The sequence below is a fragment of the Streptococcus henryi DSM 19005 genome, from assembly GCF_000376985.1.
Lineage (GTDB): Bacteria > Bacillota > Bacilli > Lactobacillales > Streptococcaceae > Streptococcus > Streptococcus henryi.
In genome coordinates, this window is sequence record NZ_AQYA01000037.1 from 83131 (window position 1) to 104630 (window position 21500).

Here is a 21500-nt window from a genome sequence, read left to right on the forward strand (position 1 = left end):
ATCAACGTTTCTACGTTGTGCAATAGGCTTTTTGCTATGTTTTGGGGCATTTTTGGGGCATAAAATCAGTAATTTTCCATGATTTCGGCTACATTTGCCTTAAGTTTTTTAGTTATGTGGGTATAAATTTGGGTAGTTGTCTTTGCATCTGCATGGCCTACACGGTCCATGATTGCTTTTAGGGGAACCCTATTTTCTGCAAGGCGACTTACTAGAGTATGTCGGAAGATGTGACTGGTCAGATTTTTCTGAATCGGTTTATCTAACCTTTCATTTGCTTTCTTGAGTGCCAGGTTGAAGGCATTGGTCTGGATTGGGACACCGTTCTTTGTTGTAAATATGTATCCCATATCCCTATACCGTGGGTTGGTATTCTTTTCTAGCTCATTCATGAACTCAAGCTCTTGAATGATTTCCATTTCCCTAGTTGTCATGATGGTTTCACGATAAGAGGCTAGTGTTTTGGGGTCTGTCTTCTCACCATTACGATAGCCCTCAGTGTGGTCAAATGTCCCATGGAGTTGTAGCACCTTGGTTTCAAAATCATAGTTATGGGGTTCAATGCAAACCGCTTCACCAATACGACATCCGTTTAGGCTCATAAATTCTGCAAGTAAAGCTGAACGGTAGGTGCTAGGTCGTCGGGCAAATTCTTTTAGTAGAGGCTTGATTTCATCTTCCTCAAGATATTTTTCCTCAACTTTTTTCCAATCTTCCAAAGTCTTCTTGATCCTTGGAAGTTTAGCCTTTCTTGATGGATTGTCTTTGATGATGTCCAGGTCGACTGCATAATCAAAGGCAAGGTTCAACATGGATTTGTTACGCTCTTTTTTGTTCCTGGAACAATCTAAGTTATCCAAGTAGGTTTGGACATATTTAGGGTTGATATTGACAACCTTAATATCAATTCCAAAGCTTTCTCTAATATCCCTTATATTGCCTCTCAGAGAGGCTATAGAGGAGCGTTTTATCTCTTGCTGGTAAAATCCCCACCATTGGTCAAGAAGATCTGTAAAGAGCATTTCAGAGCTTCTGAGAGTACTTAAGATTTTAGCAATTTTTTCATCAAGTATCTTTTGAGCTTCTTTTCTAATTCGTGGTGTGTCTTTTTCCATGAGTACGGATGTTCTTTTCCACTTGTCTGTGTATGGATCTTTATATCTTTCAATAAAATTTACTTTTCCGCTTTTATGTTGTTCTGTCCACATTGATTTTTACCTCATTTCTTGATAAAATGGGTACAGTAAAAGGCCAGATTTTTACTCTGGATAATTACTATATCTGCTAGCCTTACGCTCTCCTCGACCAAAATTTGAGCGTAGGGCTTTTTTGTGTTATTTCAAACCACTTGAATATTTGTAAGACAATAGCCAGCTTTCATCTGCTTGTTTAACAAACTCAAGCGAAACACTTTTATATTCTGAACCGCCGAACGTATCATAATCGACGTACTTCGAAGTATAGTCGCCAGATGTTGACTCTGTCTCGCTTTGGGGCTCTCCGTATTTCGCAATAACATCGTTATAGTTAGCTCCACCAGTTCCTTCCAAAGAATCCCCAACAACTAAAGCGTCGAAATCAGCTTTTGTCCATGTGAAATTATCATCTACTTCTTGTTGTGATGATTCAATTTCTTTTTCTACTTTCGATACAGACTCATCAACAGCTTTACTAGCTTCGTCGAGAGCTTTCCCATACATTGACTGCGTCATCAAAACTACAACCATCGCAACTACAGAAAGAACAGTTCCGATGATAGCTAGAGTTTTCTTATTTTTTCGATTGACTACCAAACCAATAATACCCAAGATTACCGCAGGAATTGCAATAACGAAAGATACATTGTTTAAAATTGGTATCCACGACCCAAGAAGGGCGATAGCGCCGAAAACAATGGCTAAAATCCCAAGGACTTTCTTTTCGTCATTTTTCATATATTTTCTCCTTCAGCTTTTAATGTGGTTCAGTTTTTGCACATATTTTTATTTTTCTCTATAAACGTCTACAACTTCTCCAATGATTCGGAAGTCGCTATCTCTGTCGATTTTTATATCTTTGTATTCTGAGTTTAGACTGTGTAGGAATGCTCCATCTTGATTAATGTGAAGTTGTTTGATATATGCATCGCCATAATACTCAAACACTCCTATATCACCGTCAGATAAGTTAACAGATAACTTCACAAAGATATAATCACCAGAATGATAGTCTGGTTCCATGGAGTCTCCGTAGATTGGAACGACAAAATCAGCATCTACTTTGACTGGTAATTCGATCTGTTCGACTTGAACATCGTTTAGATACTGACCTGTGCCTGCTGAAGCTGGTTGATCGTAGTAGTTGTATGTATAGTATATGGATAGAGGTTCGTTTACTGTATTCTTACTATCTTCTACTGTATTTTGTCCATCCAAGAGCTTATTTCCATACCGTATCCAGTTTTTGTGATTATTCTGATTCAAATCCATATCTAATCTTAAAACTTCGTCAGAGACGATCTTAGGGGCTTCTGCGGGGACAGTAGTTTTATCAATAGGCGGAAACAGGTCGTCTATTGAAATATCAAATGCATTCGCTAATTTAAATAAAGTATTCTTTTTAGGTGTTCGAAATCCTTTTTCGTAGTTAGCAATAGTTGTATCTCCCATATCAATCTTTTGGGCTAATTCTTTTTGTGTTAACCCTTTTAGTTTCCTGAATTCTTTAATTTTGGAACCAATATAGAGAGCTAGTTCTTCATCAGTCATAAGCTTACCTCCTTTTACATAAGAGTATACCACAAAAATTCACGGATTGAAAAGTTTTTTGTATTTTTCTTAAAAAAACTGTTGACACTTCACGTAAAGTGAAGTATAATATAATCAAGGTCAAGGAAATGACCGAGAAAGGAGGCAAGTCCAATGAACGACTTAGATACTTGGCTCGCAAGAGTTGTAACTGGTGTCGGGATTGCAGTAGCAATCTCAAAGGAAGCTCGCTCTTGGTACGTTAGTATTAAAGAGCAACAAAAAAAGCGTCAACCGAAACCCCGCAAGTGGAAAAGGTAAACGCTAGATAGTTGAGAGGAGGGGCAACTCCTCTTGGCTATTATTATAAATAAAAAAGGAGGAAAAAGCAATGTTTTGTATTCTTGTTGTAGCAGCTGTCGCTGTCTTGGTTGCCATTTATGCAGGGGATAAGAAGAAATAAGAGTAAAAAGGAAGATGTAATGAATAAAATTGAGCGATTAAAATTTGAGAACAAAGAACTTAGAAACGAGTGTAAGTTCTTGAGAAAAATGCTTACTGATGAGCGTAAGTTTTTCTTGGAAGCACTGAAGTACGGTTCCGTTGAGGAGTATAGAAAAATGGTTCACATAAATCGTGAACACGTAAAAGAGTTGCATAGAGCAACTCAGGATATTAACTAGTATGATAGATAGGCATGCAGTAGGCGCAACCATCAAACGACCAAAGAGGGCGTTCTCGGCGAGCAGCTTCCATAGCTTGAAAGTCATAATCATATTCACCTAGATAAGTACGATTATGTGGGTCAGGAAGATGATTGCAAGAATATTTGTGAACTTCATGATTTCCATAAAAATCCGAATTGTCATTGTAACAATATGTAGCCATAATGATTCTCCTTTCTATAATATTTGACTAGCGATTTTCATAAGGAGTTAAGAGGTCTTATTCAATCGAATTGTCATACACACAATTATAACAGAAAGGAGATAGAAACACAATATCTTGTGTCATAATAGAAAGTAAACCGCAAGATGTTGATTTTTCAACATAATATGAAAAAAACATTAAGTAAACTTCTCATTGATAGAGGAATGAGTAAAACAGAACTAGCTAAAAAAACAGGAATTAGCTACAACACAATCATGAACATCGGGAAGAAAGATATTTCTTTTAATAAGATGGTTAAAATCGCTGACGCATTAGATGTCAGCCTAGATGAATTTAGATGAAAGGGGTGATAGAATGCAAATCAAACTGTATGAATTACGAAAAAAAGCAGGACTGACACAAGCTCAGATGGCAAAAAAGCTGGATATCTCTGAAAACAGCTATCGTATGAAAGAGCTGGGACGTACAGATTTTAAATTGACAGAGATGTATAGAATCGCCAATCTTTTCAATAAAGATATAGGCGATATTTTTACAGATTCAACTTCACGAAACGTGAAATACGTAAGGTGCTAGATAAGAAGAAATGAAAGGAGGAGAGGATGAACGAACAGACTTTATTAGTGTTGCTTATATCTACAATAGCATCCGTATTATTTTCATTGTTTGCATACTTGTTATCGAGCTATCTTTCAAAAAAAGACCGCGACGCAATGTATAAGCGAGTCATGGAAGATTATAAAAAAAGAAGTGGCAAATAGCCTACTTCTGTGGTTGGTTGAATATATCAGTATTTTCAAGATGTTTAGATAAAGCAGGAGCCATAGCAGTTCCTAAAATAGACATGAATTCTTTTGTGACCGTATTTGTTAGCTCAGCCTCTGAATGTTTTTGAATGTTTTCTAGTTCTAGTTTGTGAGCTTCCTTCATTTTTTCAATTTCTTGTAAATGATTTTTTTCAATAGCATCGAAATCATGCTTATATTGCTTCTCAAGTTTTTCTAGGTCATTCTGGTGTTTTTTCTCTATCTGTTTTATTTCAGAGCGATTCTTCATCCATGATGCGAAGAAACTTAGTGAACCCGTTATTGCAGCTGGAATTGTTGCAGTTCCTAAAGTGAGCCAAAATTGAAAATCTTCCATGAGATTTATTCTCCAATCGTTTTTAAGACTATTATATCAAATTAGAAAGGAATTTTATGAACGAATTAGAAAGAACAGCCCTCAATGAAATACTGAGAACTGTAACTTATATAGCTAAAAAAGTCGATGAAATTGATTCTAAGATTTCTTCGAACGGTTTACAAGTTCTTGAGCATCAAGAAAATTGAGTTTCATTTCCATGTAGTGAATAACTCCGTGAAGGTAATTTTTAAGATGAGAAAAATCTTTATCAGGATTATTTCTATAGTAATGACCTTCATCATTGCCAATATAAGCAGATGCTAGTGCAAATGTTTTAAGATCATCATCCTTGATATATTTTTCAATAACCTGTTTTAATGGCATTTTAATGATTTTATCTTCATCATCAGGATTTGTGACAATAGAGAAATCTTTAACAAAAAACTCAAGTGCCTTTCGATAGCCGATTCCTGCGATGTGGTCGAGTTGTTCATGTTCTGCTTTTAGGGCTTGAACATAAATTTGTTTTCCAATTGGAGAAACTATCTCTACATCATCAGATATAGGTATATCGCTAGGGAGATTAGGAGTGACTTTAAGATGTTCGATTTCGTATTTATCGGTGTAGGGATTAATTTGATACCTTGTTGCTATAAATTCCTCTGTCCAGAAGTGCTTACAACCTAAACATCGAAATGTTAAAACCAAGCTTGTTTTTTCTTCACCGAGAGAAAAATAAGAAGAGTTCACAAGATCTGGATTTGTTGGTTTTTTACAATTTGGACAGCTATCATCGATAGTTACAGGTCTAGAAACAGAAGAAGTTATTTTTGCTTGAAATATCATAATATTTCTCCAATCGTTTTATTTAATTATACCATTTTAGAAAGGGGTGAGAGTATGGATAACTTGGATTCGATAATAAAAAAACTCCAAACTATTGAAAATTTGGAGAAAAATAAAGATATTTTATTAGAGAGTTCGGCAGAACTTATCTCGTTATTTAATCATCAGTCATGTCAATGACATTTGAATTTGGAGAAATACTGTTTTTGATTGAATCAATTGTGCGTTCGGCTGTTGATTTATAGTAATATGTTTCACTTGTGGCAACAACTTCTCGATTAGCACCTTTTATCACAAAATAGTATTGATCGTTTTTTGATTTATATATAACGAAATACATATCGTTCTCCTTTCTTTGGAATTTGACGCACAGGAGGAAATCACTAGATTTGGTAGTTAAAGTTGGATTTATTTTCCTGGTTGTCATGGGCAAATTATATATCAAAAATACATTATTGTCAATATATAGTGTACGAAAACAAAATATACACTATATGTAGTGTATAAGTCTGTATAAGCGTTAAAACTAATTTTATAAATATTGGTAAGGAGTAAAACAATATGTTGTGGAAAAATATCGAACGAATTTTAGCTGGAAAAAATTTAACAGTCTATAAACTTTGTATGCTTGCTGGGGTCGGCACAGCTCAGATTTACAATCTTCGTGACGGCAGGGTCAAAGATTTGCACTTTGAAACAGTAAAAAAAATCGCCAAGGCTCTTGATGTGAGCCTGGACGAATTAGCAAAAAGCTAATAAAAATAGCCCCATGACGAGGTCAGGGGCACAATAAAATTAACTAAGAAAATTATATCACAGAAAGGGATGAATTGTTATGCCAAAAGCGGAAATAAACTTTATGCCTGTTAAGAGTCATGAAAAGGCAGAGTGGGGATTAGCTGAACAAATTTCAGATAAATATGCTGGTATGACTAAGCATATGGCAAATAAACTTATCGATGAAATGGCACAAACTACTGATTTTGCACGTTTTGTTGATAATCCATACTCGAATATGAGATTTGTACATTTTGAAGCTTTTGAAATTTTTATGAAATGGAAAAGCAATCCAGAAGACAAAAACCTTATGAAGGGTTTGTCAAAAATCAAAATACAAGAATGGAAAACTTTTTGGCCAATTGAAGTGCCATTAGATGCAGAATATTGTAGTTATAAGTCAATCGAGAAATATTGGGTTGATTTTAAGAAAGGCTTTGCCAAACAAATTGCTACAGAAATGCGAGAAAATCGTGATTTTTCACAGTATATCTTAAATCCTACGTATAAAACAGCATTTTTTAATTTGCTAGGTTTACGTTATTTTATGATTTGGAAATCTCGCAATCGATACAAGCCTAAAAAAGAAACGCTGGCAGAAATGCTGGAAAATATCAAATTTGAAAATCAAATAGGAGCATAATAATGTTTAACAAAAAGAAAAAAGTACAAGAGTCGTTTAAAACGATCAACAAGCACATTGATGGTCTGACATTGTCTGACCAAGAAAAGCGAAACCTCAAAGGATTATTGCTCAATGTCAAAATTAGAACTGGGGTGGCCTGATGAAAGAAACAGTTGAAATCTCGATGGAAGAGTATGTCTTACTCAGAAATAAAGTTAATAAGCTGCAAAGTGAAATTCATAGACTACAAACTATTGTAGATTCCATTAATTTGGCATTGCAAAACGGAGGTGTCAAATGAGTAAAGAAATGCAGGAGCATTACTTTAGTATCGTTGCTAAAGCGAACTTACTGGATGTGGTTATCGAAAAAGGCTTTATCTTACCTGCAACGCTGGAAAAGTGTATCGCAGAATTAGATGATATTGATCAGATGGAAATTAGAAAGGCATACAAGAATGGTAACGATTAATAAGTTAGAAATTGAAAACGTCAAACGTATCAAAGCCGTTAAAATTGAACCGTCACCAGCAGGTTTAACGGTGATTGGTGGTAACAATAACCAAGGTAAAACAAGCGTCCTTGATAGTATTGCTTGGGCTCTTGGCGGTAACAAGTACAAGCCTAGTCAAGCAGCGCGTGAAGGCTCTATGGTACCCCCAACGTTAAGAGTGACTATGTCGAACGGGCTCATTGTGGAACGCAAGGGCAAAAATAGCGCTCTGAAAGTCATTGACCCAGCAGGAAATAAAGCAGGTCAGCAATTGCTTGACAGCTTTGTGGAAGAGCTCGCCATCAATCTACCTAAATTTATGGAAAGCACGCCAAAAGAAAAATCTCAGACGCTTTTAAAAATTATTGGTGTCGGTGACAAACTAGCGGAACTAGAACGACAGGAGCAAGAGTATTACAGCCAACGTCACGCGATTGGCGTCATCGCTGACCAAAAAGAAAAGTTCGCAAAAGAAATCCCTTACTACCCTGATGCTCCAAAAGAAATGGTCAGCATTTCGGAACTTATCCAACAACAACAAGAAATCTTTGCGATTAACGGAGAGAATGCTCGTAAACGTCAAAACGTGGACAGAATCCGTCAGGAGTACGACCAATCCATCTTGGAAGTTGACCGCTTACGCAAATTACTAGCTGAAGCCGAAGCTAAGACTAATCAGCTTAGCGAAGACTTGAAAGTGGCTAATATGGACGCTGTGGATCTGCATGACCAATCGACTGCAGAGATTGAAGAAAATATTGCCAACATTGAACAAATCAACCTCAAAGTCAGAACCAATCTGGACAAAGATAAAGCTGAAGAGGACGCTAAGCAACAGCGCGAGCAATACAATGCACTATCTGCCAAAGTAGAAGAAATGCGTCAGGCTCAACGTGACTTGTTAGCTAATGCAGACTTACCACTAGAGGGATTGACGGTCTCAGATGGTAACTTGTTATACCAAGGGCAAGAATGGGATAACATGTCAGGCTCTCAACAACTCATGGTAGCGACCGCGATTGTCCGAAAACTAAAACCTGACTGTGGCTTTGTTTTGATTGATAAGCTAGAGCAGATGGATACTATCACGCTTGAACAGTTTGGGAAATGGCTTGAGCAAGAAGGCTTACAAGCTATCGCTACCCGAGTGTCAACTGGCGACGAATGTTCTATCTTGATTGAAGACGGCTACTCAATCATTAATGAAGCACATCAGGCAACTCAAAAACCATCATTCCAAGCTGGCACATTTTAGAAAGGAATACTCATGCAAATTACAAGAGGAAAACGAGCACGAGCTCAAAAAGTAGTTATCTATGGACCTGAAGGCATCGGGAAGTCAAGCTTTGCAGCACAATTTCCCGAACCGCTCTTCATCGACACAGAAGGCTCAACGGACAACATGGACGTGGCACGCATGGATAAACCATCAAGCTATACCATGCTTAAAAATCAAATCGCTTTTATCAAAGCAAATCCAACCGTTTGCAGAACACTAGTCGTTGACACCATCGACTGGGCGGAAGCACTGATTATTGATGATGTCTGTGCTCAACACGGCAAGAAAGGTATTGAAGATTTTGGCTGGGGCAATGGCTATACCTACACCAAAGAAGAGATGGGGCGTTTCCTGAACCTGCTTGGTGAATTAGTAGACCTTGGTATCAATGTGGTGCTGACTGCACACGCTCAAATGCGCAAATTTGAGCAGCCTGACGAGATGGGAGCTTATGACCGTTGGGAGCTTAAGCTAGGCAAGAAAACAAGCTCACAGACAGCACCACTGGTCAAAGAATGGGCGGACATGGTTCTCTTTGCCAATTACAAGACGACAGTGATGACGGCTGACAACGGCAAGAAGAAAGCGACAGGCGGAGCGCGTGTCCTCTATACGGAGCATCACCCAGCTTGGGACGCTAAGAACCGTCACGGCTTACCACCAGAATTACCTTTGGATTTTGGATCTATCGCACATATCTTTGCACAACCTCAAGTATCGCAACCTGACCGCTTACCAGAACAACCTACACAAGCACCACAGCAACCGACAGAAATGCCGGTACCAAAACCAGAACCACAACCACAGACACAACCACAGGAAGAACTTGGGAAAGCTCCAGATGCTCTAACAAGTCCTGCACCTGAACGTCAACCATACCAAGAACCACATTTAGCCCTACCAACTGCCCTACGTGATTTAATGATTCAGAACCAAGTCACAGAATTGGAAATTCAAAAGGCAGTGGCTCAGAAAGGTTACTATCCAGTAGATACTCCAGTTATCATGTACGACCCTGAATTTATTAACGGTGTCTTAGTATCTGCATGGGCACAAGTCTTTGAACTGATTAAAGAAAATCGTATTTTGCCATTTTAGAAGCGATTAATAACATTGCTGACTATTTAAAAGCACAACTTAAAGAACAAGACAATATCACAATTTTAGCTTAAGAGGAGAAACAAGATGACACAACAACAATATAACCAAAACTTTGACCGAGAACTTGGATGGGAAGACGAAATTACAAATGATGGCGGTGGTTTCGTCACACTCGTACCCGGTGACTATGAATTTACAGTTACCAACCTTGAACGTGGCAGACACACGCCAAACCCAAACAATCCAGGAAAATTACCAGCTTGCCCAAAAGCAACCGTAACAATTGAAATTGAAACAGCAGAAGGCTCAACTACTCTTAAGCACAACCTTTTCCTACACACGACTACAGAAGGTATGCTCTCAGCATTCTTTGGGTCAATCGGTCAGAAGAAACACGGCGAGCCACTACGCATGAATTGGAACATTATCGGTGCTAAAGGTGTGGCACGAATTAATAAACGTAAAGGCTCTGGACAATATGCTGATAACGAGTATGACAATATTAAGGCTATGATTTACGCGGACGAAGTCGACTGGACTAAAGTCTTGAATCATGGTATCAGCCAACAACCGACAGGCTATCAAGCAGCTCAATACCAGCAACCTGCACAGACTAACTACCAACAGCCTACACAACAGCCACAACAATATCCAAAACAATATCCAACACAACCTCAAACACCGCAACAACCGACAGGCTATCAAGCAGGTATGTTTTAAGAGGTGATTAGATGGAGCTTAGAAAATATCAAGAAGAAGCGCGTGTAGCTGTCCAAGAAGAATGGGCTAACGGCCGACGCAAGACCTTGCTTGTTCTCCCAACTGGCTGTGGTAAGACTATCGTATTTTCTAAGATTATTGAAGACCGTGTGAAAATGGGCGAGCGTGTGCTCGTCCTAGCGCACAGGTCGGAACTCTTAGAACAAGCTAGTGATAAGTTAAAGACTGCTACAGGCTTAGGGACAGCGCTAGAGAAAGCAGAAAATACATCTATTGGTTCCTGGTATCGTGTTGTTGTTGGGTCAGTCCAGACCTTGCAGCGTGAGAAACGATTGAACCGATTTCCCAAAGATTACTTTGACACGATTATCATCGATGAAGCCCATCATGCGCTATCGACTGGCTATCAGAATGTACTGGATTATTTCGACCAAGCACAAGTTTTGGGAGTTACAGCAACGCCAGATCGCGGTGATAAACAAAATCTTGGTAAGGTCTTTGACAGCCTAGCTTATGAGTATTCACTCATTGATGCAATTAAGTCTGGTTACTTGTCCAAAATCAGCGCTATCACAATTCCGCTCACGTTGGACCTATCGTCCGTTAGCCAACAAGCAGGGGATTTTAAAGCTAGTGAAGTCGGGTCGGCATTAGATCCATATCTTGACCAAATTGCTGACGAGATGGTTAAGCAGTGCTCAGACCGTAAGACTGTTGTTTTCTTGCCACTGGTAAAGACCTCACAGAAATTTTGCGAGATTCTAAACGCTAAAGGTTTTAAAGCAGCCGAAGTCAACGGGACCAGTGAAGACCGTGCAGAAATTTTAGATGATTTTGACAAAGGCAAGTACAACGTATTATGTAACTCAATGCTACTGACTGAAGGCTGGGACTGTCCGACAGTTGATTGTGTGGTAGTGCTTAGACCGACTAAGGTTAGAGCTCTCTATAGCCAAATGGTGGGGCGCGGGACACGTCTCGCACCAGATAAAGAAGATGTTCTTCTTTTAGATTTCCTTTGGCACACAGAACGTCATGAGCTCTGTAGACCAGCGCACCTAATCACAGACAGCCCAGAGATAGCCAAGAAGATGATTGAGAATATGGCAGATGATGCAGACCAACAATTTGAGCTCTTAGAAGCCGAAGAAGTAGCTGCTAAAGATGTCGTAGCTGAACGCGAAGAAGCTTTGGCTAAGCAATTAGCTGAAATGCGTAAGCGTAAACGTGCCTTAGTTGATCCCTTGCAGTTTGAAATGTCTATCAACGCTGAAGATCTTGCTGACTATGTACCGAGCTTCGGTTGGGAAATGAGCCCAGCTAGTGATAAACAACTAAAGGCATTAGAGAAATTCGGTATCTTTACTGATGATATTGGCAATGCTGGAAAAGCTGGCAAGTTGCTTGATAGATTGCAGAAACGTCAAATCGAAGGACTAACTACACCAAAACAGATTCGACTACTTGAACGTTATGGCTTCCACAGCGTCGGTATGTGGAAATTTGATGAAGCAAGTTCAATGATTAACCGTATTTCTGCTAACGGTTGGAGAGTCCCTAGAGGAATTTCTCCTAAAGAATACCAACCAGGATAGAAAGGATAATGAATGGCAGAGAATGATTTTGATTTGCTACCGTTGCTGGATTATATCAATCCTGCCATGGTAGATTATCAAACTTGGATAAATGTGGGGATGGCCCTTAAACAAGAAGGCTATACTGCGATGGATTGGGATAACTGGTCTCAGTCTGACACAAGATACAAAAAAGGTGAGTGTTTCGCTAAATGGGACACCTTCCAAGGCAACGGACTTGGTACAGTGACTGGAGCGACTATCACACAGCTGGCTAAAGAAAACGGCTGGCAACCCGCTTCTAGTGGGCGTGATAGTCATGAATTAAGCTGGGACGATGAAATCGACCGTGATTATAAAGTTGTTGATAAAGATTGGATTGAAGGCCAAGAAATCCATGAGCCAATCAATTGGAACCCTACACATGAGATCATCAAGTACATTGAAACGCTTTTTGAAGCGTCGGAAAATGTGGGTTATGTAACTGAAAGTTGGCCAAAGACTAACGATGAAACAGGAGAGATTGAAAAGTGGCTGCCAACCAAAGGAGCTTACGACCGTACAGCTGGCAAGTTGATTGAAGAACTCAGCAAGTGTAACGGTGACATTGGGTCAGTGCTCGGTGATTATCACGAAGAAGCTGGTGCCTGGATTCGTTTCAATCCCCTTGATGGTAAAGGTGCCAAGAATGAGAACGTGACGGATTTCCGATACTCACTCGTTGAGTCTGATAGCATGCCAGTAGATAAGCAGTACGCTATCTATAAAGAACTGGACTTGCCAATAGCAGCTCTTGTTTATTCTGGAAATAAATCATTACATGCCATTGTTAAAGTCGACGCAGGCAGTTATGAAGAATATCGTAAACGCGTGGATTATCTTTATAAGGTCTGTCAGAAGAACGGCATTATTGTAGATACCCAAAACCGTAATCCTAGCCGTCTCAGTCGTTTCCCTGGGTTTATCCGAAACGGTCAAAAGCAATTTCTAGTAGATACCAATATCGGTAAAGCTAACTGGGAAGAGTGGTACCAGTGGATTGAAGACCTTAACGATGATTTGCCTGACCCTGAAGGTCTTGCGGACAGTTGGGACGATATGCCTGACTTAGCGCCTGAATTGATTCATGGCGTGTTACGTCAAGGACATAAGATGCTGATTGCAGGACCGTCAAAAGCTGGTAAGTCGTTCGCGCTCATTGAGATGTCAATAGCCATCGCTGAAGGTAGCAAGTGGTTAGGTTGGCAGTGTGAGAAAGGACGTGTCCTATACGTCAATCTGGAACTTGACCGGCCGTCTGCCTTACATCGTTTCAAAGACGTTTACCAAGCGATGGGGTTAGCTGCTAACAATATTTCTAATATTGACATCTGGAATTTGCGTGGTAAGACTGTGCCGATGGATAAGCTAGCGCCTAAGCTCATTCGCAGGTCTATCAAGAAGAACTACACAGCGGTTATCATCGACCCGATTTATAAAGTTTTGACTGGTGACGAAAACTCAGCGGATCAAATGGCACACTTTACCAATCAATTTGATAAGGTGGCAACTGAACTAGGCTGCAGCGTGATTTACTGCCATCACCACTCTAAAGGTAGCCAAGGCGGGAAGAAATCCATGGACCGCGCAAGTGGATCTGGAGTATTTGCTCGCGACCCTGATGCACTCATTGATTTAGTAGAGCTTGAGCTTAACGATGACTTAATCAAACAACGTACTAATAAGGTGCGCTGTCAAATCTTCAAATGTGCTATCCAGGAGCGTAACCTTGATTACTATCAACACGAAATAACACTTGATGACTTGGAAAGCGCTAGTCAAATGAGTAAGCATTTTGATACAGCATTGCCGGATATACTAACACGAAAGCCATACCTTGACGAGATCGCAACAGAAGTCGAAAAAGTTAAGATTGCTACAGGTTGGCGAGTGGAAGGAACGCTGCGTGAGTTCGCTAAATTTAATCCAGTCAATATGTGGTTCAGCTATCCAGTGCATAGTGTTGATGATACAGGGGTGCTGGCTGATATACAGTTGGAAGACAATAAACCTCTTTGGCAAAAAGCAAAAGAGTCACGAAAAAGCAAAGAACAAAACTTAAAAGAACGAAACCAAAAATTAGAGACGGCATACAGTGCTTTATTTGATGGTTCGGCACCGGTTACAGTCCAAGAAATTCGCGAGTACTTAGATTTAAAGTCAAACAAAAGCGTAGAAAATTACATCAAAGAGCATGATGGTTTTGATGTTAAAAAAGGAATTGTATTCCAAATTTCTGCAAATCAAGAAACGGAAAAGAAAGAAAATAACTAGAAGAATTCTAAAGAAAAATCACGTTATTTTCTTTTCTCAAACTAGAAAAATACAAGAAATTTTCTTTTCTTGAATATTTTAGAAAAACTAGAAAAATACAAGAAATTTTCCGAAAAAATTACCCTATAACTCTTACCAGAGTTATTAAAGTGTTTTTCCTTCGTCAAAAGTCAAAGAGAAAAGGAAAAGGGGCTGTAAGCTCTGCCCCTTTATCCTTTGTCTCATCTTTGACAAAGGCGCACATGGAAAAGAAAAATGAAAGGTTTTAAAAAATGGCTGATAAAAATTTAAAGGTTGTTTTATTCGTTTCGCGGAACAAAGACAACAAAATATTAGTTGGATTTAAAGAACGTAAAAAGAATTTTTTGACAACTAAAGAACCTGAAGAATTGCAAAAAGAATTTAATGCATTTGTTGATGATGGGTTGATTGGCGAAGTTAGCAGATTTTATATGTCTGTCAACAGTAGAGATAACGAAAAAATCCAACAAAGCTTACAGCATTATCTTTTGGATAATAACGTTGATATGTCCAAACTTGATTCAAAAGTTGCTAGTATTGCTGCTAAGCCAGAGAACGCCTTAGAACATAAATGGCTGTTTGACTGTGATTTCAATGACATGCTAAAAATGGACCGTTTTAAGTTGGAGATCATTAGAAAATATCTTCCAGAAGGTAATTTCGTTATAAAAGAAACTTTAAATGGTTTTGCCTTGGTTGTGCATCATGGGTTTGATACCAGAGAATTGTTGGCTAAATATCCAGATGTTGAATTGAAACGTGATGCAATGCTATTAGTTGATTGGAAGGTTAAAGATGATTGAATTTTTTATCCCAATGAAAAAAATCCCAACGACCACCCATCAGCAGAAGAAGTGGACAGCCAGAAACGGAAAGCCACAATCATACGAGCCTGAAAACTTGAAAGAAGCGCGTGAACTGTTTATGGCTCTGCTATTGCCACATAAACCACAAGAACCACTAGATGGACCGTTGCGACTAACGACTAAATGGCTGTTTCCAAAAATCAAAGGAACAGTGGACGGGCAGTACAAGCATACTAAACCCGATACCGATAACTTAGTTAAGCTGCTAAAAGACTGCATGGAAAGAACAGGATTCTATGTCAATGATAGCAGGGTGGCCAGCGAGATTGCCGAAAAGTTTTGGGCTGATACTGTCGGGATCTATGTGAAACTGGAGGAGTTATGAGTAGAGGTAGTAATAAGCTAAGAAGTAAGTACGCAGTTACTTTTGTACCCAGAGAAACAACGCAACCGCTAGATGAACTAGACAGGTTCATTGCATGGACACATGAGCAGAACTTGAAAAGTTACATCGTAATTGGTGAGCTGCTAGGCATTACGCCAAACAAAGCAAATCGGCTGTTGTGTCGCTCGATTTTGCCTGATGACAAAATATTAAAACGCATGAGAGAGCTAATGACATGAAGATTAACTATATCGAATTCTTTCAAACAGAAGTCCCGAACTGGATGATGGCCAGTAATCAGAAAGCGCAAGAGGTTGGTTTTAACACCGAAGCATACTGGACCTGGGCTAATCAATCCATTGTGGCAATCTGTGAGAAATATGGAAATGACAGTCTAGTGAATGGGCAATTCCATCTCATATGGGAATGGCTAGAGAAACAAGCGAAAGGAAAGTAAGATGGCTTATACAGTAACAGTCTATTTTGACAACATGGTTGACGAAACCCACTACTTTGAGAAAGAGGGCGACGCTGCTAAGATGAACAATCAGCTGAAACGTAAGTACAGTGGTCAGCGTCTGTATCGTGTGAAAATGGAGCACGTGGAGGAAGATTCATGACAAAAGAAAAGATATATGCGCTTTACAAAGGCGATAATTTTATCGCTGACGGTACCGTTAAGGAAATTGCGCAAGCAATAGGTGTTAAGCCATCGACAGTACAATTTTACGCAAGTCCTTGCTATGCAAGACGAACAAGCGAAAAGAAAGGATTGAGGTTGATTAAAATTGAAGAATGATAAGTTAATTGTATTGAATTTTATCTTTCTCTCGATAGCTATAATTGCTTTGGCTTTTGGAATGAATGTACAAGGTCAACGAATAGCAGAGCTTGAAAAGGCGGTACAACAGTACGAAGAACGTCAGCAAGCTCTCATTAGTCGTGATAAGGCTTTGCAGATTGAACTTTCCGACCTGAAGAAGCATGTGCAGGAGCAGAAAGGAGGTGCAGGGGGATAGGTGACATTAACAAGTAAATTTATCAACGCAGATTGTCTTGAAGTGATGCGCCAATATCCAGATGATTATTTTGACCTTGCAATTGTAGATCCACCGTATTTTTCGGGGCCTGAAAAAAGAAAATACTATGGTCGAAAAATCAGTCCAATTGGTGTTCGAAGATTATACGGTAAAACATCTGAGTGGAAAGTGCCTGATAAAGATTATTTCGATGAATTGTTTAGAGTTTCAAAAAATCAAATCATTTGGGGCGTTAACTACTTTGATTATTCATTTGGTGCTGGTCGCATCGTTTGGGATAAAGTCAATGGACAGTCTAGCTTTTCTGATTGCGAACTAGCTTACTGCAGTTTGCACGATAGCGTGAGGATGTTCCGCTATATGTGGAATGGTATGATGCAAGGAAAATCAATATCTGAGGGGCATATCCAGCAAGGAAACAAAACTCTTAACGAAGTAAGGATACACCCGACACAGAAACCAGTCAATCTCTATCTATGGTTACTCCAAACATATGCTAAAGAGGGAGATAAAATCCTAGATACTCACGTTGGTTCAGCAAGTAGCCTTATTGCTTGTAAAGAACTTGGGTTTGAGTACACTGGCTGTGAATTAGATACGGAAATTTTTAATAAGGCTAAACAACGTCTTGAAACCTATGAAATGCAAGTGAAATTATTTTAGGAGGCAGAAAATGAATATAGAAGAAATCAAAAAAATCAAGCTGGAGACAGTTGACGAAATGCTGAAAATCACTAATAACACGATTGATGTAATGGAAATCATGTCAAGTGGAATGCCAGAAGAAATAAAAAGAGACTCAGAAAGCTTTATCGCAGGAGCGAGAAGCGTGATTACAGGATTTGAAGAATTTAAACAAGGGATTGAAGATGAATAATCGAGAACTATTTAAGAAAATCAGTGATTTGGATGAAATCACGGTTCACATTCCAACCAAAAGTGAATTAACCAGCTTAAATGGTGTGGCATCTAGTAGAATGAACCTTAGGCCGATTAATTACTTGCGAAAATCAGAAGTCCTTGAATTGGTTGAACAGCTGGACGAACCGAAGAAACCAGTCATTCCAAAGTTTGTAGCTGAGTATATAGAAAGCGAACTATATTCGTGTTCCACACTTTCAGAAGCAATAGATGATATGGATGATGAAAGTCAGATCTTGAATTGGTTTTACTATAACAGCGAACTATTTGCCAGAGCTTGGCTGGCTGGCTACGAGGTCGAGAAAGAGAAGCTGTACACAGTTGAGATACCGAATCCGAATGCAAAATATTCAAGAATAGTTTTACAAAGACTTAGAGAGAATGCGTTACATCTGAAAGAGTACACTGGCGAAGACTGGAAAGGATACATGATGAACCAACTCACCGAAGCCGAAATCAAACAGGATTTTGAGTGGGCGTGGCAGTGGGCTAAGCCTGTGGAGGCGATGTTATGAGAATTAGATTACCTTATATTGAATCAATTGAAACAGAACAACTACCTAATAACTTTGAAGAATTAGTGAAAATAAGTTTCACTAAATTTACTGAAGGGACCAATAAAGATTATACCTTCGAGGACAAGCTGTTGTACTTGGACAACATGCGAAAATATTATCTTCGAGGTCATACTGATACGAATTTTGAGATTACAAAATTGTTAGGCGAAAACTACCGTTATCAGCTGGATGAATATGGCACCACTTTGGAAAAAGAGGAAGTTTTATCTACTGAATTTATGGAACATTGTTTTGATAAAGGGTTTATGCCGTTTAGAGACTCATGGGATAAGTGGTCTAGTAGTCGTAATGATAACATTCATAAAGTTATTCTTAAAATCATTGAGATTGTCGTTAATTTTGAGTGGGCGAAGGGGGTTGCTGATGATTGAAATGATGATTGGCTGGCTTGACGAAAAGATTGAGTTAAACAACAGAATGATTGCAGCAGATGAAAAACTTTCTGATTTTGATATTTTTCTAATGGCAGACAATGAAATGATGGAGAAAATCAAAAGTGAATTGCTAAAGCACAAAGAGGTGACTGATGATTAAAGCGCTAGTATGCGGGTTGTGTGGACACATGTACAGATTTAAAAAAGCCAAAGGCCTTACTACAACTCTTGAGTGTGTAAGATGTGGCTATACGTACGAACACGAACTAAACGTGGAAGATTTTTTTGAGTAATAAAAAGACCCGCTCGCTCGCAGGTCTCCATAAAGTTTCGATAGTTTTATTTTACCATAAAGGAGACTAAAAGAGTGAGTAAAGAAAAGAATTCCGCCGAAGAATTGCTCGAAGAATTGCGCGTGATACCAAAGTTTATTGAACAGTTAAAACTTGATATAGAGGCTACCAGAAGTTCTATGCTTACATCTCCGCAATGGTCTGACATGCGTGTGCAAGGTGGTCTCAAGAAATCGCAAGAAGACAAGAATATAGCTATTATCGACGTTTCGGATTATAATGTTGCAGAAATCGAAAAGCTGATTGAACGCAAGAAATACATTATTGAACTGATCATGCAGATTCCAGACATGGCACAGAGACATATTTTAATTACGACTTATGCACGCTGCGAGTCATTCGACGAAGCCATGGACGTTCTCCAGCTAACCGGAAACCGAAACAAATACTATACTATTAAGCGCAAAGCAGTTCAAAGCTTGGAAAACATACTAAAACATACTGATTTATACTAAATACATACAAACTTATACTCAAATATACTGGTTGAAGTGGTATTATAGTATCATCAAGAAATAAAGAGAGAGGTCTCAGAATCGGTAGATGGTTACCTGAAAACAGGGGGCGTAAAGCCTTGGAGGTTCGAGTCCTCCCCTCTCTTTTGGAAACATAAGGATAGACTCCTCTATTTCGTTGAAAGTCCTAGGTCTGAGATAGTTTAGTCGCAGGTTCGATTCCTGCTGTTTCCGTTGGTTTTCATAAGGGGGAAACTACTCAGAGTCACACAATCGTGTGGCTTTTTATTTTGATTGGAGGTGGTGGTCATTGATAGACAAGCAGAAATGATTAAAGAATTGACAGAACAAGCTATTGAAATGATGTCTGACTGGCCATCATCGCGAGAAAAGCAGAGACAGTTCGTTTTAGCTTACATGGCTAGCGGATTCAAGAATGCTACAGAAGCGGCTAGACAAGCTGGATATTCTATAAAAACGTGCAATAGCATCGCTAATCAACTCTTGACAAAAATTGACTTTTTCCACGTTCAAGAAGTCATCTCAAAGCTCAAGCAGGTATTTGACGAGCGGTCTACTGAGATGTCCGTGGCTAGTCTGCTGGAAATCAAGCAATTCCACACAAGGGTGTTGAGAGGCGAAGAGAAGGACTATCAGCTTGTCGGTATTGGTATGGGCGAACAGGTCGTTAAAGAAGTCCCAGCCAGTCTTAGAGAGCGTCAGAAGTCAGCAGATAGTCTTGCTCGAATGGTTGACCCAGTCGCAAATGAACGCGCTCTAGCAGAAGTCGAGAACTTGAAAGCTAAGAATGCAGGCAATGACACGACTGAATCAGTTGTTGAGGATTATTTAAACAAGTTGGAGGATACAATAGATGGGCTTGAATAGACTGTATCATGATAAGCAAATCAGCATCCTAAAACGTGCCCTACGTAACGACTGGTACATGATGATTAATACGGGGGCAGTTCGTGCCGGTAAGACCCAACTAGATAATGACTTGTTTCTGATGGAGCTTCGCAGGGCTAAGAAGAACGCTGCGCTGGACGGCGTAAAGAATCCAATGTATATTCTCGGGGCGACTAGTGCAGGAACGCTTCAAACTAACATCTTGAAAGAGCTAACGGATAAGTATGGCTTTGATTTCAAATTTGACAAGCACGGGAACTTCACGCTTTTTGGCGTTTATGTCGTTACGACATTCACAGGATCGATCGCAGGGCTTCGGTCCATTCGTGGTATGACTGCTTACGGCGCTTATATCAACGAGGCGACATTGGCCAACAAAGAGGTATTTGACGAAATCCGTAAGCGTTGTTCAGGTCGAGGTGCACGTATCATTTGCGATACTAACCCAGACCATCCAAACCATTGGTTGAAGGTCGACTACATCGATAAAGCTGATGGGAAATCAATCATTGTCAATCACTTTACAGTATTTGATAACACGTTTCTTAATCAACGTTACATCGATAATCTGATCGCAACGACACCAAGCGGTATGTTTACCGAGCGCGGTATCTATGGCCGTTGGGTAAGCGGTGAGGGCGCTGTGTATCGTGATTTTAAAGAGGATATGTTTATCGACCATCCACCGGATCAAATAACCAAAGTTTTCGCCGGGGTCGACTGGGGATATGAACACTATGGCTCTATTGTCGTATGTGGCCAGAGTGCAGACGGTACGACTTATCTCTTAGAGGAACACGCAGAGCAATACAAGGAAATTGATTACTGGGTAGATGTTGCGAAAGACATCAAATCAAGGTACGGCAATATCAAGTTCTATGCTGATAGCGCACGACCGGAACACGTTGCTAGATTTGTACGCGAGAATATCAAATGCTTTAACGCTAACAAGTCTGTTTTATCCGGAATAGAAGAAGTGGCCAAGCTTATGAAGAATGGTCGCTTTTTTGTGGTCGAATCTAAGGTTAAGAAATTTAAAGATGAAGTTTATCAGTACGTCTGGAACGAAAAGACAGGCGAACCAGTCAAAACTAATGACGATGTGTTAGATGCGCTTAGATATGCCATCTACAGCCAACTATCAGAGCCAAAAGCCAAAGTCAAACGCAAGTCGACTTATGGGCTATAG

Annotated in this window: 36 protein-coding genes, 1 tRNA gene and 1 pseudogene; 31 read left to right on the top strand and 7 right to left on the bottom strand. The window is 39.5% G+C overall.

From position 1 onward, the window contains the following. Positions 1-65: 65 nt before the first annotated feature. The 3 genes from F601_RS0110290 to F601_RS0110300 form a co-directional block, all read right to left on the bottom strand. The gene (locus F601_RS0110290; protein WP_018165602.1) at positions 66-1208 is read right to left on the bottom strand and encodes a tyrosine-type recombinase/integrase; all 1143 of its coding nucleotides are present in this window, start codon (positions 1206-1208) and stop codon (positions 66-68) included. Between the two features lie 126 nt (positions 1209-1334). Continuing rightward, positions 1335-1934, bottom strand: a complete 600-nt coding sequence (locus F601_RS0110295) for a CD20-like domain-containing protein (protein ID WP_018165603.1) — start codon at positions 1932-1934, stop codon at positions 1335-1337. A 48-nt stretch (positions 1935-1982) separates the two neighbouring features. Next, complete coding sequence (locus tag F601_RS0110300; protein ID WP_018165604.1) at positions 1983-2747, bottom strand: XRE family transcriptional regulator; 765 nt, start codon at positions 2745-2747, stop codon at positions 1983-1985. A gap of 153 nt (positions 2748-2900) precedes the next feature. Between F601_RS0110300 and F601_RS13140 the strand changes: the two genes are divergently transcribed. Then, positions 2901-3047, top strand: coding sequence for a hypothetical protein (locus tag F601_RS13140; RefSeq protein ID WP_018165605.1), 147 nt, complete (start codon positions 2901-2903; stop codon positions 3045-3047). 161 nt (positions 3048-3208) lie between these two features. Next, the gene (locus F601_RS0110310; protein WP_018165606.1) at positions 3209-3409 is read left to right on the top strand and encodes a hypothetical protein; all 201 of its coding nucleotides are present in this window, start codon (positions 3209-3211) and stop codon (positions 3407-3409) included. On the opposite strand, the gene F601_RS0110315 is transcribed toward F601_RS0110310, so the two are convergent. After that, entirely contained in the window at positions 3402-3614 is a 213-nt protein-coding gene (locus F601_RS0110315; protein WP_018165607.1) for a hypothetical protein, read from the bottom strand. The two genes, F601_RS0110310 and F601_RS0110315, sit on opposite strands and share 8 nt — an antisense overlap. Positions 3615-3781: 167 nt before the next feature. On the opposite strand from F601_RS0110315, the gene F601_RS0110320 reads away from it, so the two are divergent. The 3 genes from F601_RS0110320 to F601_RS13255 are packed head-to-tail and all read left to right on the top strand — an operon-like array spanning position 3782 to position 4378. Next, the gene (locus F601_RS0110320) at positions 3782-3958 is read left to right on the top strand and encodes a helix-turn-helix domain-containing protein (RefSeq protein WP_026183191.1); all 177 of its coding nucleotides are present in this window, start codon (positions 3782-3784) and stop codon (positions 3956-3958) included. Continuing rightward, positions 3945-4193, top strand: coding sequence for a helix-turn-helix domain-containing protein (locus F601_RS0110325; protein ID WP_018165609.1), 249 nt, complete (start codon positions 3945-3947; stop codon positions 4191-4193). Before F601_RS0110320 ends, F601_RS0110325 begins: the two co-directional genes overlap by 14 nt. Positions 4194-4219: 26 nt before the next feature. Next, entirely contained in the window at positions 4220-4378 is a 159-nt protein-coding gene (locus F601_RS13255) for a hypothetical protein (RefSeq protein WP_018165610.1), read from the top strand. Between the two features lies 1 nt (position 4379). Here F601_RS13255 and F601_RS0110335 read toward each other — a convergent pair whose 3' ends face one another. From F601_RS0110335 to F601_RS0110345, 3 genes are all read right to left on the bottom strand, one after another. Further along, on the bottom strand, positions 4380-4760 hold the full coding sequence (locus F601_RS0110335; protein WP_018165611.1) for a hypothetical protein: 381 nt from the start codon (positions 4758-4760) through the stop codon (positions 4380-4382). 138 nt (positions 4761-4898) lie between these two features. Further along, the gene (locus F601_RS0110340) at positions 4899-5588 is read right to left on the bottom strand and encodes a DUF4145 domain-containing protein (protein ID WP_018165612.1); all 690 of its coding nucleotides are present in this window, start codon (positions 5586-5588) and stop codon (positions 4899-4901) included. Between the two features lie 157 nt (positions 5589-5745). After that, entirely contained in the window at positions 5746-5928 is a 183-nt protein-coding gene (locus F601_RS0110345; protein ID WP_018165613.1) for a YegP family protein, read from the bottom strand. A 221-nt stretch (positions 5929-6149) separates the two neighbouring features. On the opposite strand from F601_RS0110345, the gene F601_RS0110350 reads away from it, so the two are divergent. The 26 genes and pseudogenes from F601_RS0110350 (at position 6150) to F601_RS0110475 (ending at position 21500) form a co-directional block, all read left to right on the top strand. Then, a complete protein-coding gene (locus F601_RS0110350) occupies positions 6150-6344 on the top strand; it encodes a helix-turn-helix domain-containing protein (RefSeq protein ID WP_018165614.1) in 195 nt (64 codons plus the stop codon). A gap of 331 nt (positions 6345-6675) precedes the next feature. Further along, positions 6676-7008, top strand: a complete 333-nt coding sequence (locus F601_RS13715; protein ID WP_428835784.1) for an excisionase — start codon at positions 6676-6678, stop codon at positions 7006-7008. A 2-nt stretch (positions 7009-7010) separates the two neighbouring features. Then, positions 7011-7151, top strand: coding sequence for a hypothetical protein (locus tag F601_RS13320; RefSeq protein ID WP_018165616.1), 141 nt, complete (start codon positions 7011-7013; stop codon positions 7149-7151). After that, positions 7151-7291 (top strand): hypothetical protein, encoded by a 141-nt coding sequence (locus tag F601_RS13150; protein ID WP_018165617.1) that lies wholly within the window; start codon positions 7151-7153, stop codon positions 7289-7291. The genes F601_RS13320 and F601_RS13150 overlap by 1 nt, the downstream gene beginning before the upstream one ends. Then, positions 7288-7461 (top strand): hypothetical protein, encoded by a 174-nt coding sequence (locus tag F601_RS13325; RefSeq protein WP_018165618.1) that lies wholly within the window; start codon positions 7288-7290, stop codon positions 7459-7461. The genes F601_RS13150 and F601_RS13325 overlap by 4 nt, the downstream gene beginning before the upstream one ends. Then, positions 7448-8737: an AAA family ATPase gene (locus tag F601_RS0110375; RefSeq protein ID WP_018165619.1), complete on the top strand. Its 1290-nt coding sequence runs from the start codon at positions 7448-7450 to the stop codon at positions 8735-8737. Before F601_RS13325 ends, F601_RS0110375 begins: the two co-directional genes overlap by 14 nt. 12 nt (positions 8738-8749) lie before the next feature. After that, positions 8750-9859 carry an ATP-binding protein gene (locus tag F601_RS0110380; RefSeq protein ID WP_018165620.1) on the top strand — a complete coding sequence of 370 codons (1110 nt, stop codon included), beginning with the start codon at positions 8750-8752 and terminating at the stop codon, positions 9857-9859. 87 nt (positions 9860-9946) lie between these two features. Further along, positions 9947-10582: a hypothetical protein gene (locus F601_RS0110385; protein WP_018165621.1), complete on the top strand. Its 636-nt coding sequence runs from the start codon at positions 9947-9949 to the stop codon at positions 10580-10582. An 11-nt stretch (positions 10583-10593) separates the two neighbouring features. Continuing rightward, positions 10594-12177, top strand: coding sequence for a DEAD/DEAH box helicase (locus tag F601_RS0110390; RefSeq protein WP_018165622.1), 1584 nt, complete (start codon positions 10594-10596; stop codon positions 12175-12177). A 12-nt stretch (positions 12178-12189) separates the two neighbouring features. Further along, positions 12190-14469: an AAA family ATPase gene (locus tag F601_RS0110395; protein ID WP_018165623.1), complete on the top strand. Its 2280-nt coding sequence runs from the start codon at positions 12190-12192 to the stop codon at positions 14467-14469. A 272-nt stretch (positions 14470-14741) separates the two neighbouring features. Further along, a complete protein-coding gene (locus F601_RS0110400; RefSeq protein ID WP_018165624.1) occupies positions 14742-15293 on the top strand; it encodes a hypothetical protein in 552 nt (183 codons plus the stop codon). Further along, on the top strand, positions 15286-15681 hold the full coding sequence (locus tag F601_RS0110405) for a RusA family crossover junction endodeoxyribonuclease (protein ID WP_018165625.1): 396 nt from the start codon (positions 15286-15288) through the stop codon (positions 15679-15681). The genes F601_RS0110400 and F601_RS0110405 overlap by 8 nt, the downstream gene beginning before the upstream one ends. Positions 15682-15916: 235 nt before the next feature. Beyond that, on the top strand, positions 15917-16138 hold the full coding sequence (locus F601_RS0110415) for a hypothetical protein (RefSeq protein ID WP_018165627.1): 222 nt from the start codon (positions 15917-15919) through the stop codon (positions 16136-16138). A 1-nt stretch (position 16139) separates the two neighbouring features. After that, positions 16140-16301, top strand: a complete 162-nt coding sequence (locus F601_RS13330) for a DUF7204 family protein (protein WP_018165628.1) — start codon at positions 16140-16142, stop codon at positions 16299-16301. Next, complete coding sequence (locus F601_RS0110425; RefSeq protein WP_018165629.1) at positions 16298-16480, top strand: hypothetical protein; 183 nt, start codon at positions 16298-16300, stop codon at positions 16478-16480. The genes F601_RS13330 and F601_RS0110425 overlap by 4 nt, the downstream gene beginning before the upstream one ends. A gap of 49 nt (positions 16481-16529) precedes the next feature. Beyond that, positions 16530-16700, top strand: a complete 171-nt coding sequence (locus tag F601_RS0110430; RefSeq protein ID WP_162138190.1) for a hypothetical protein — start codon at positions 16530-16532, stop codon at positions 16698-16700. Positions 16701-16745: 45 nt separating this feature from the next. Beyond that, a complete protein-coding gene (locus tag F601_RS0110435; protein ID WP_051070632.1) occupies positions 16746-17384 on the top strand; it encodes a DNA methyltransferase in 639 nt (212 codons plus the stop codon). A 10-nt stretch (positions 17385-17394) separates the two neighbouring features. After that, entirely contained in the window at positions 17395-17598 is a 204-nt protein-coding gene (locus F601_RS0110440; RefSeq protein WP_018165632.1) for a hypothetical protein, read from the top strand. Further along, a complete protein-coding gene (locus F601_RS0110445; RefSeq protein WP_018165633.1) occupies positions 17591-18157 on the top strand; it encodes a DUF1642 domain-containing protein in 567 nt (188 codons plus the stop codon). The genes F601_RS0110440 and F601_RS0110445 overlap by 8 nt, the downstream gene beginning before the upstream one ends. Further along, the gene (locus F601_RS0110450) at positions 18154-18591 is read left to right on the top strand and encodes a hypothetical protein (protein ID WP_018165634.1); all 438 of its coding nucleotides are present in this window, start codon (positions 18154-18156) and stop codon (positions 18589-18591) included. Before F601_RS0110445 ends, F601_RS0110450 begins: the two co-directional genes overlap by 4 nt. Beyond that, complete coding sequence (locus tag F601_RS13155) at positions 18584-18754, top strand: hypothetical protein (protein WP_018165635.1); 171 nt, start codon at positions 18584-18586, stop codon at positions 18752-18754. The genes F601_RS0110450 and F601_RS13155 overlap by 8 nt, the downstream gene beginning before the upstream one ends. A gap of 312 nt (positions 18755-19066) precedes the next feature. Continuing rightward, on the top strand, positions 19067-19402 hold the full coding sequence (locus F601_RS0110465) for a DUF1492 domain-containing protein (protein WP_162138191.1): 336 nt from the start codon (positions 19067-19069) through the stop codon (positions 19400-19402). A gap of 66 nt (positions 19403-19468) precedes the next feature. Further along, positions 19469-19548, top strand: a pseudogene (locus tag F601_RS13160). Between the two features lie 2 nt (positions 19549-19550). Next, positions 19551-19636: transfer RNA gene (locus F601_RS13165), tRNA-OTHER, on the top strand. Positions 19637-19729: 93 nt separating this feature from the next. Then, positions 19730-20290: a terminase small subunit gene (locus F601_RS0110470; protein ID WP_040833589.1), complete on the top strand. Its 561-nt coding sequence runs from the start codon at positions 19730-19732 to the stop codon at positions 20288-20290. Continuing rightward, the gene (locus F601_RS0110475) at positions 20277-21500 is read left to right on the top strand and encodes a PBSX family phage terminase large subunit (RefSeq protein ID WP_018165639.1); all 1224 of its coding nucleotides are present in this window, start codon (positions 20277-20279) and stop codon (positions 21498-21500) included. Before F601_RS0110470 ends, F601_RS0110475 begins: the two co-directional genes overlap by 14 nt.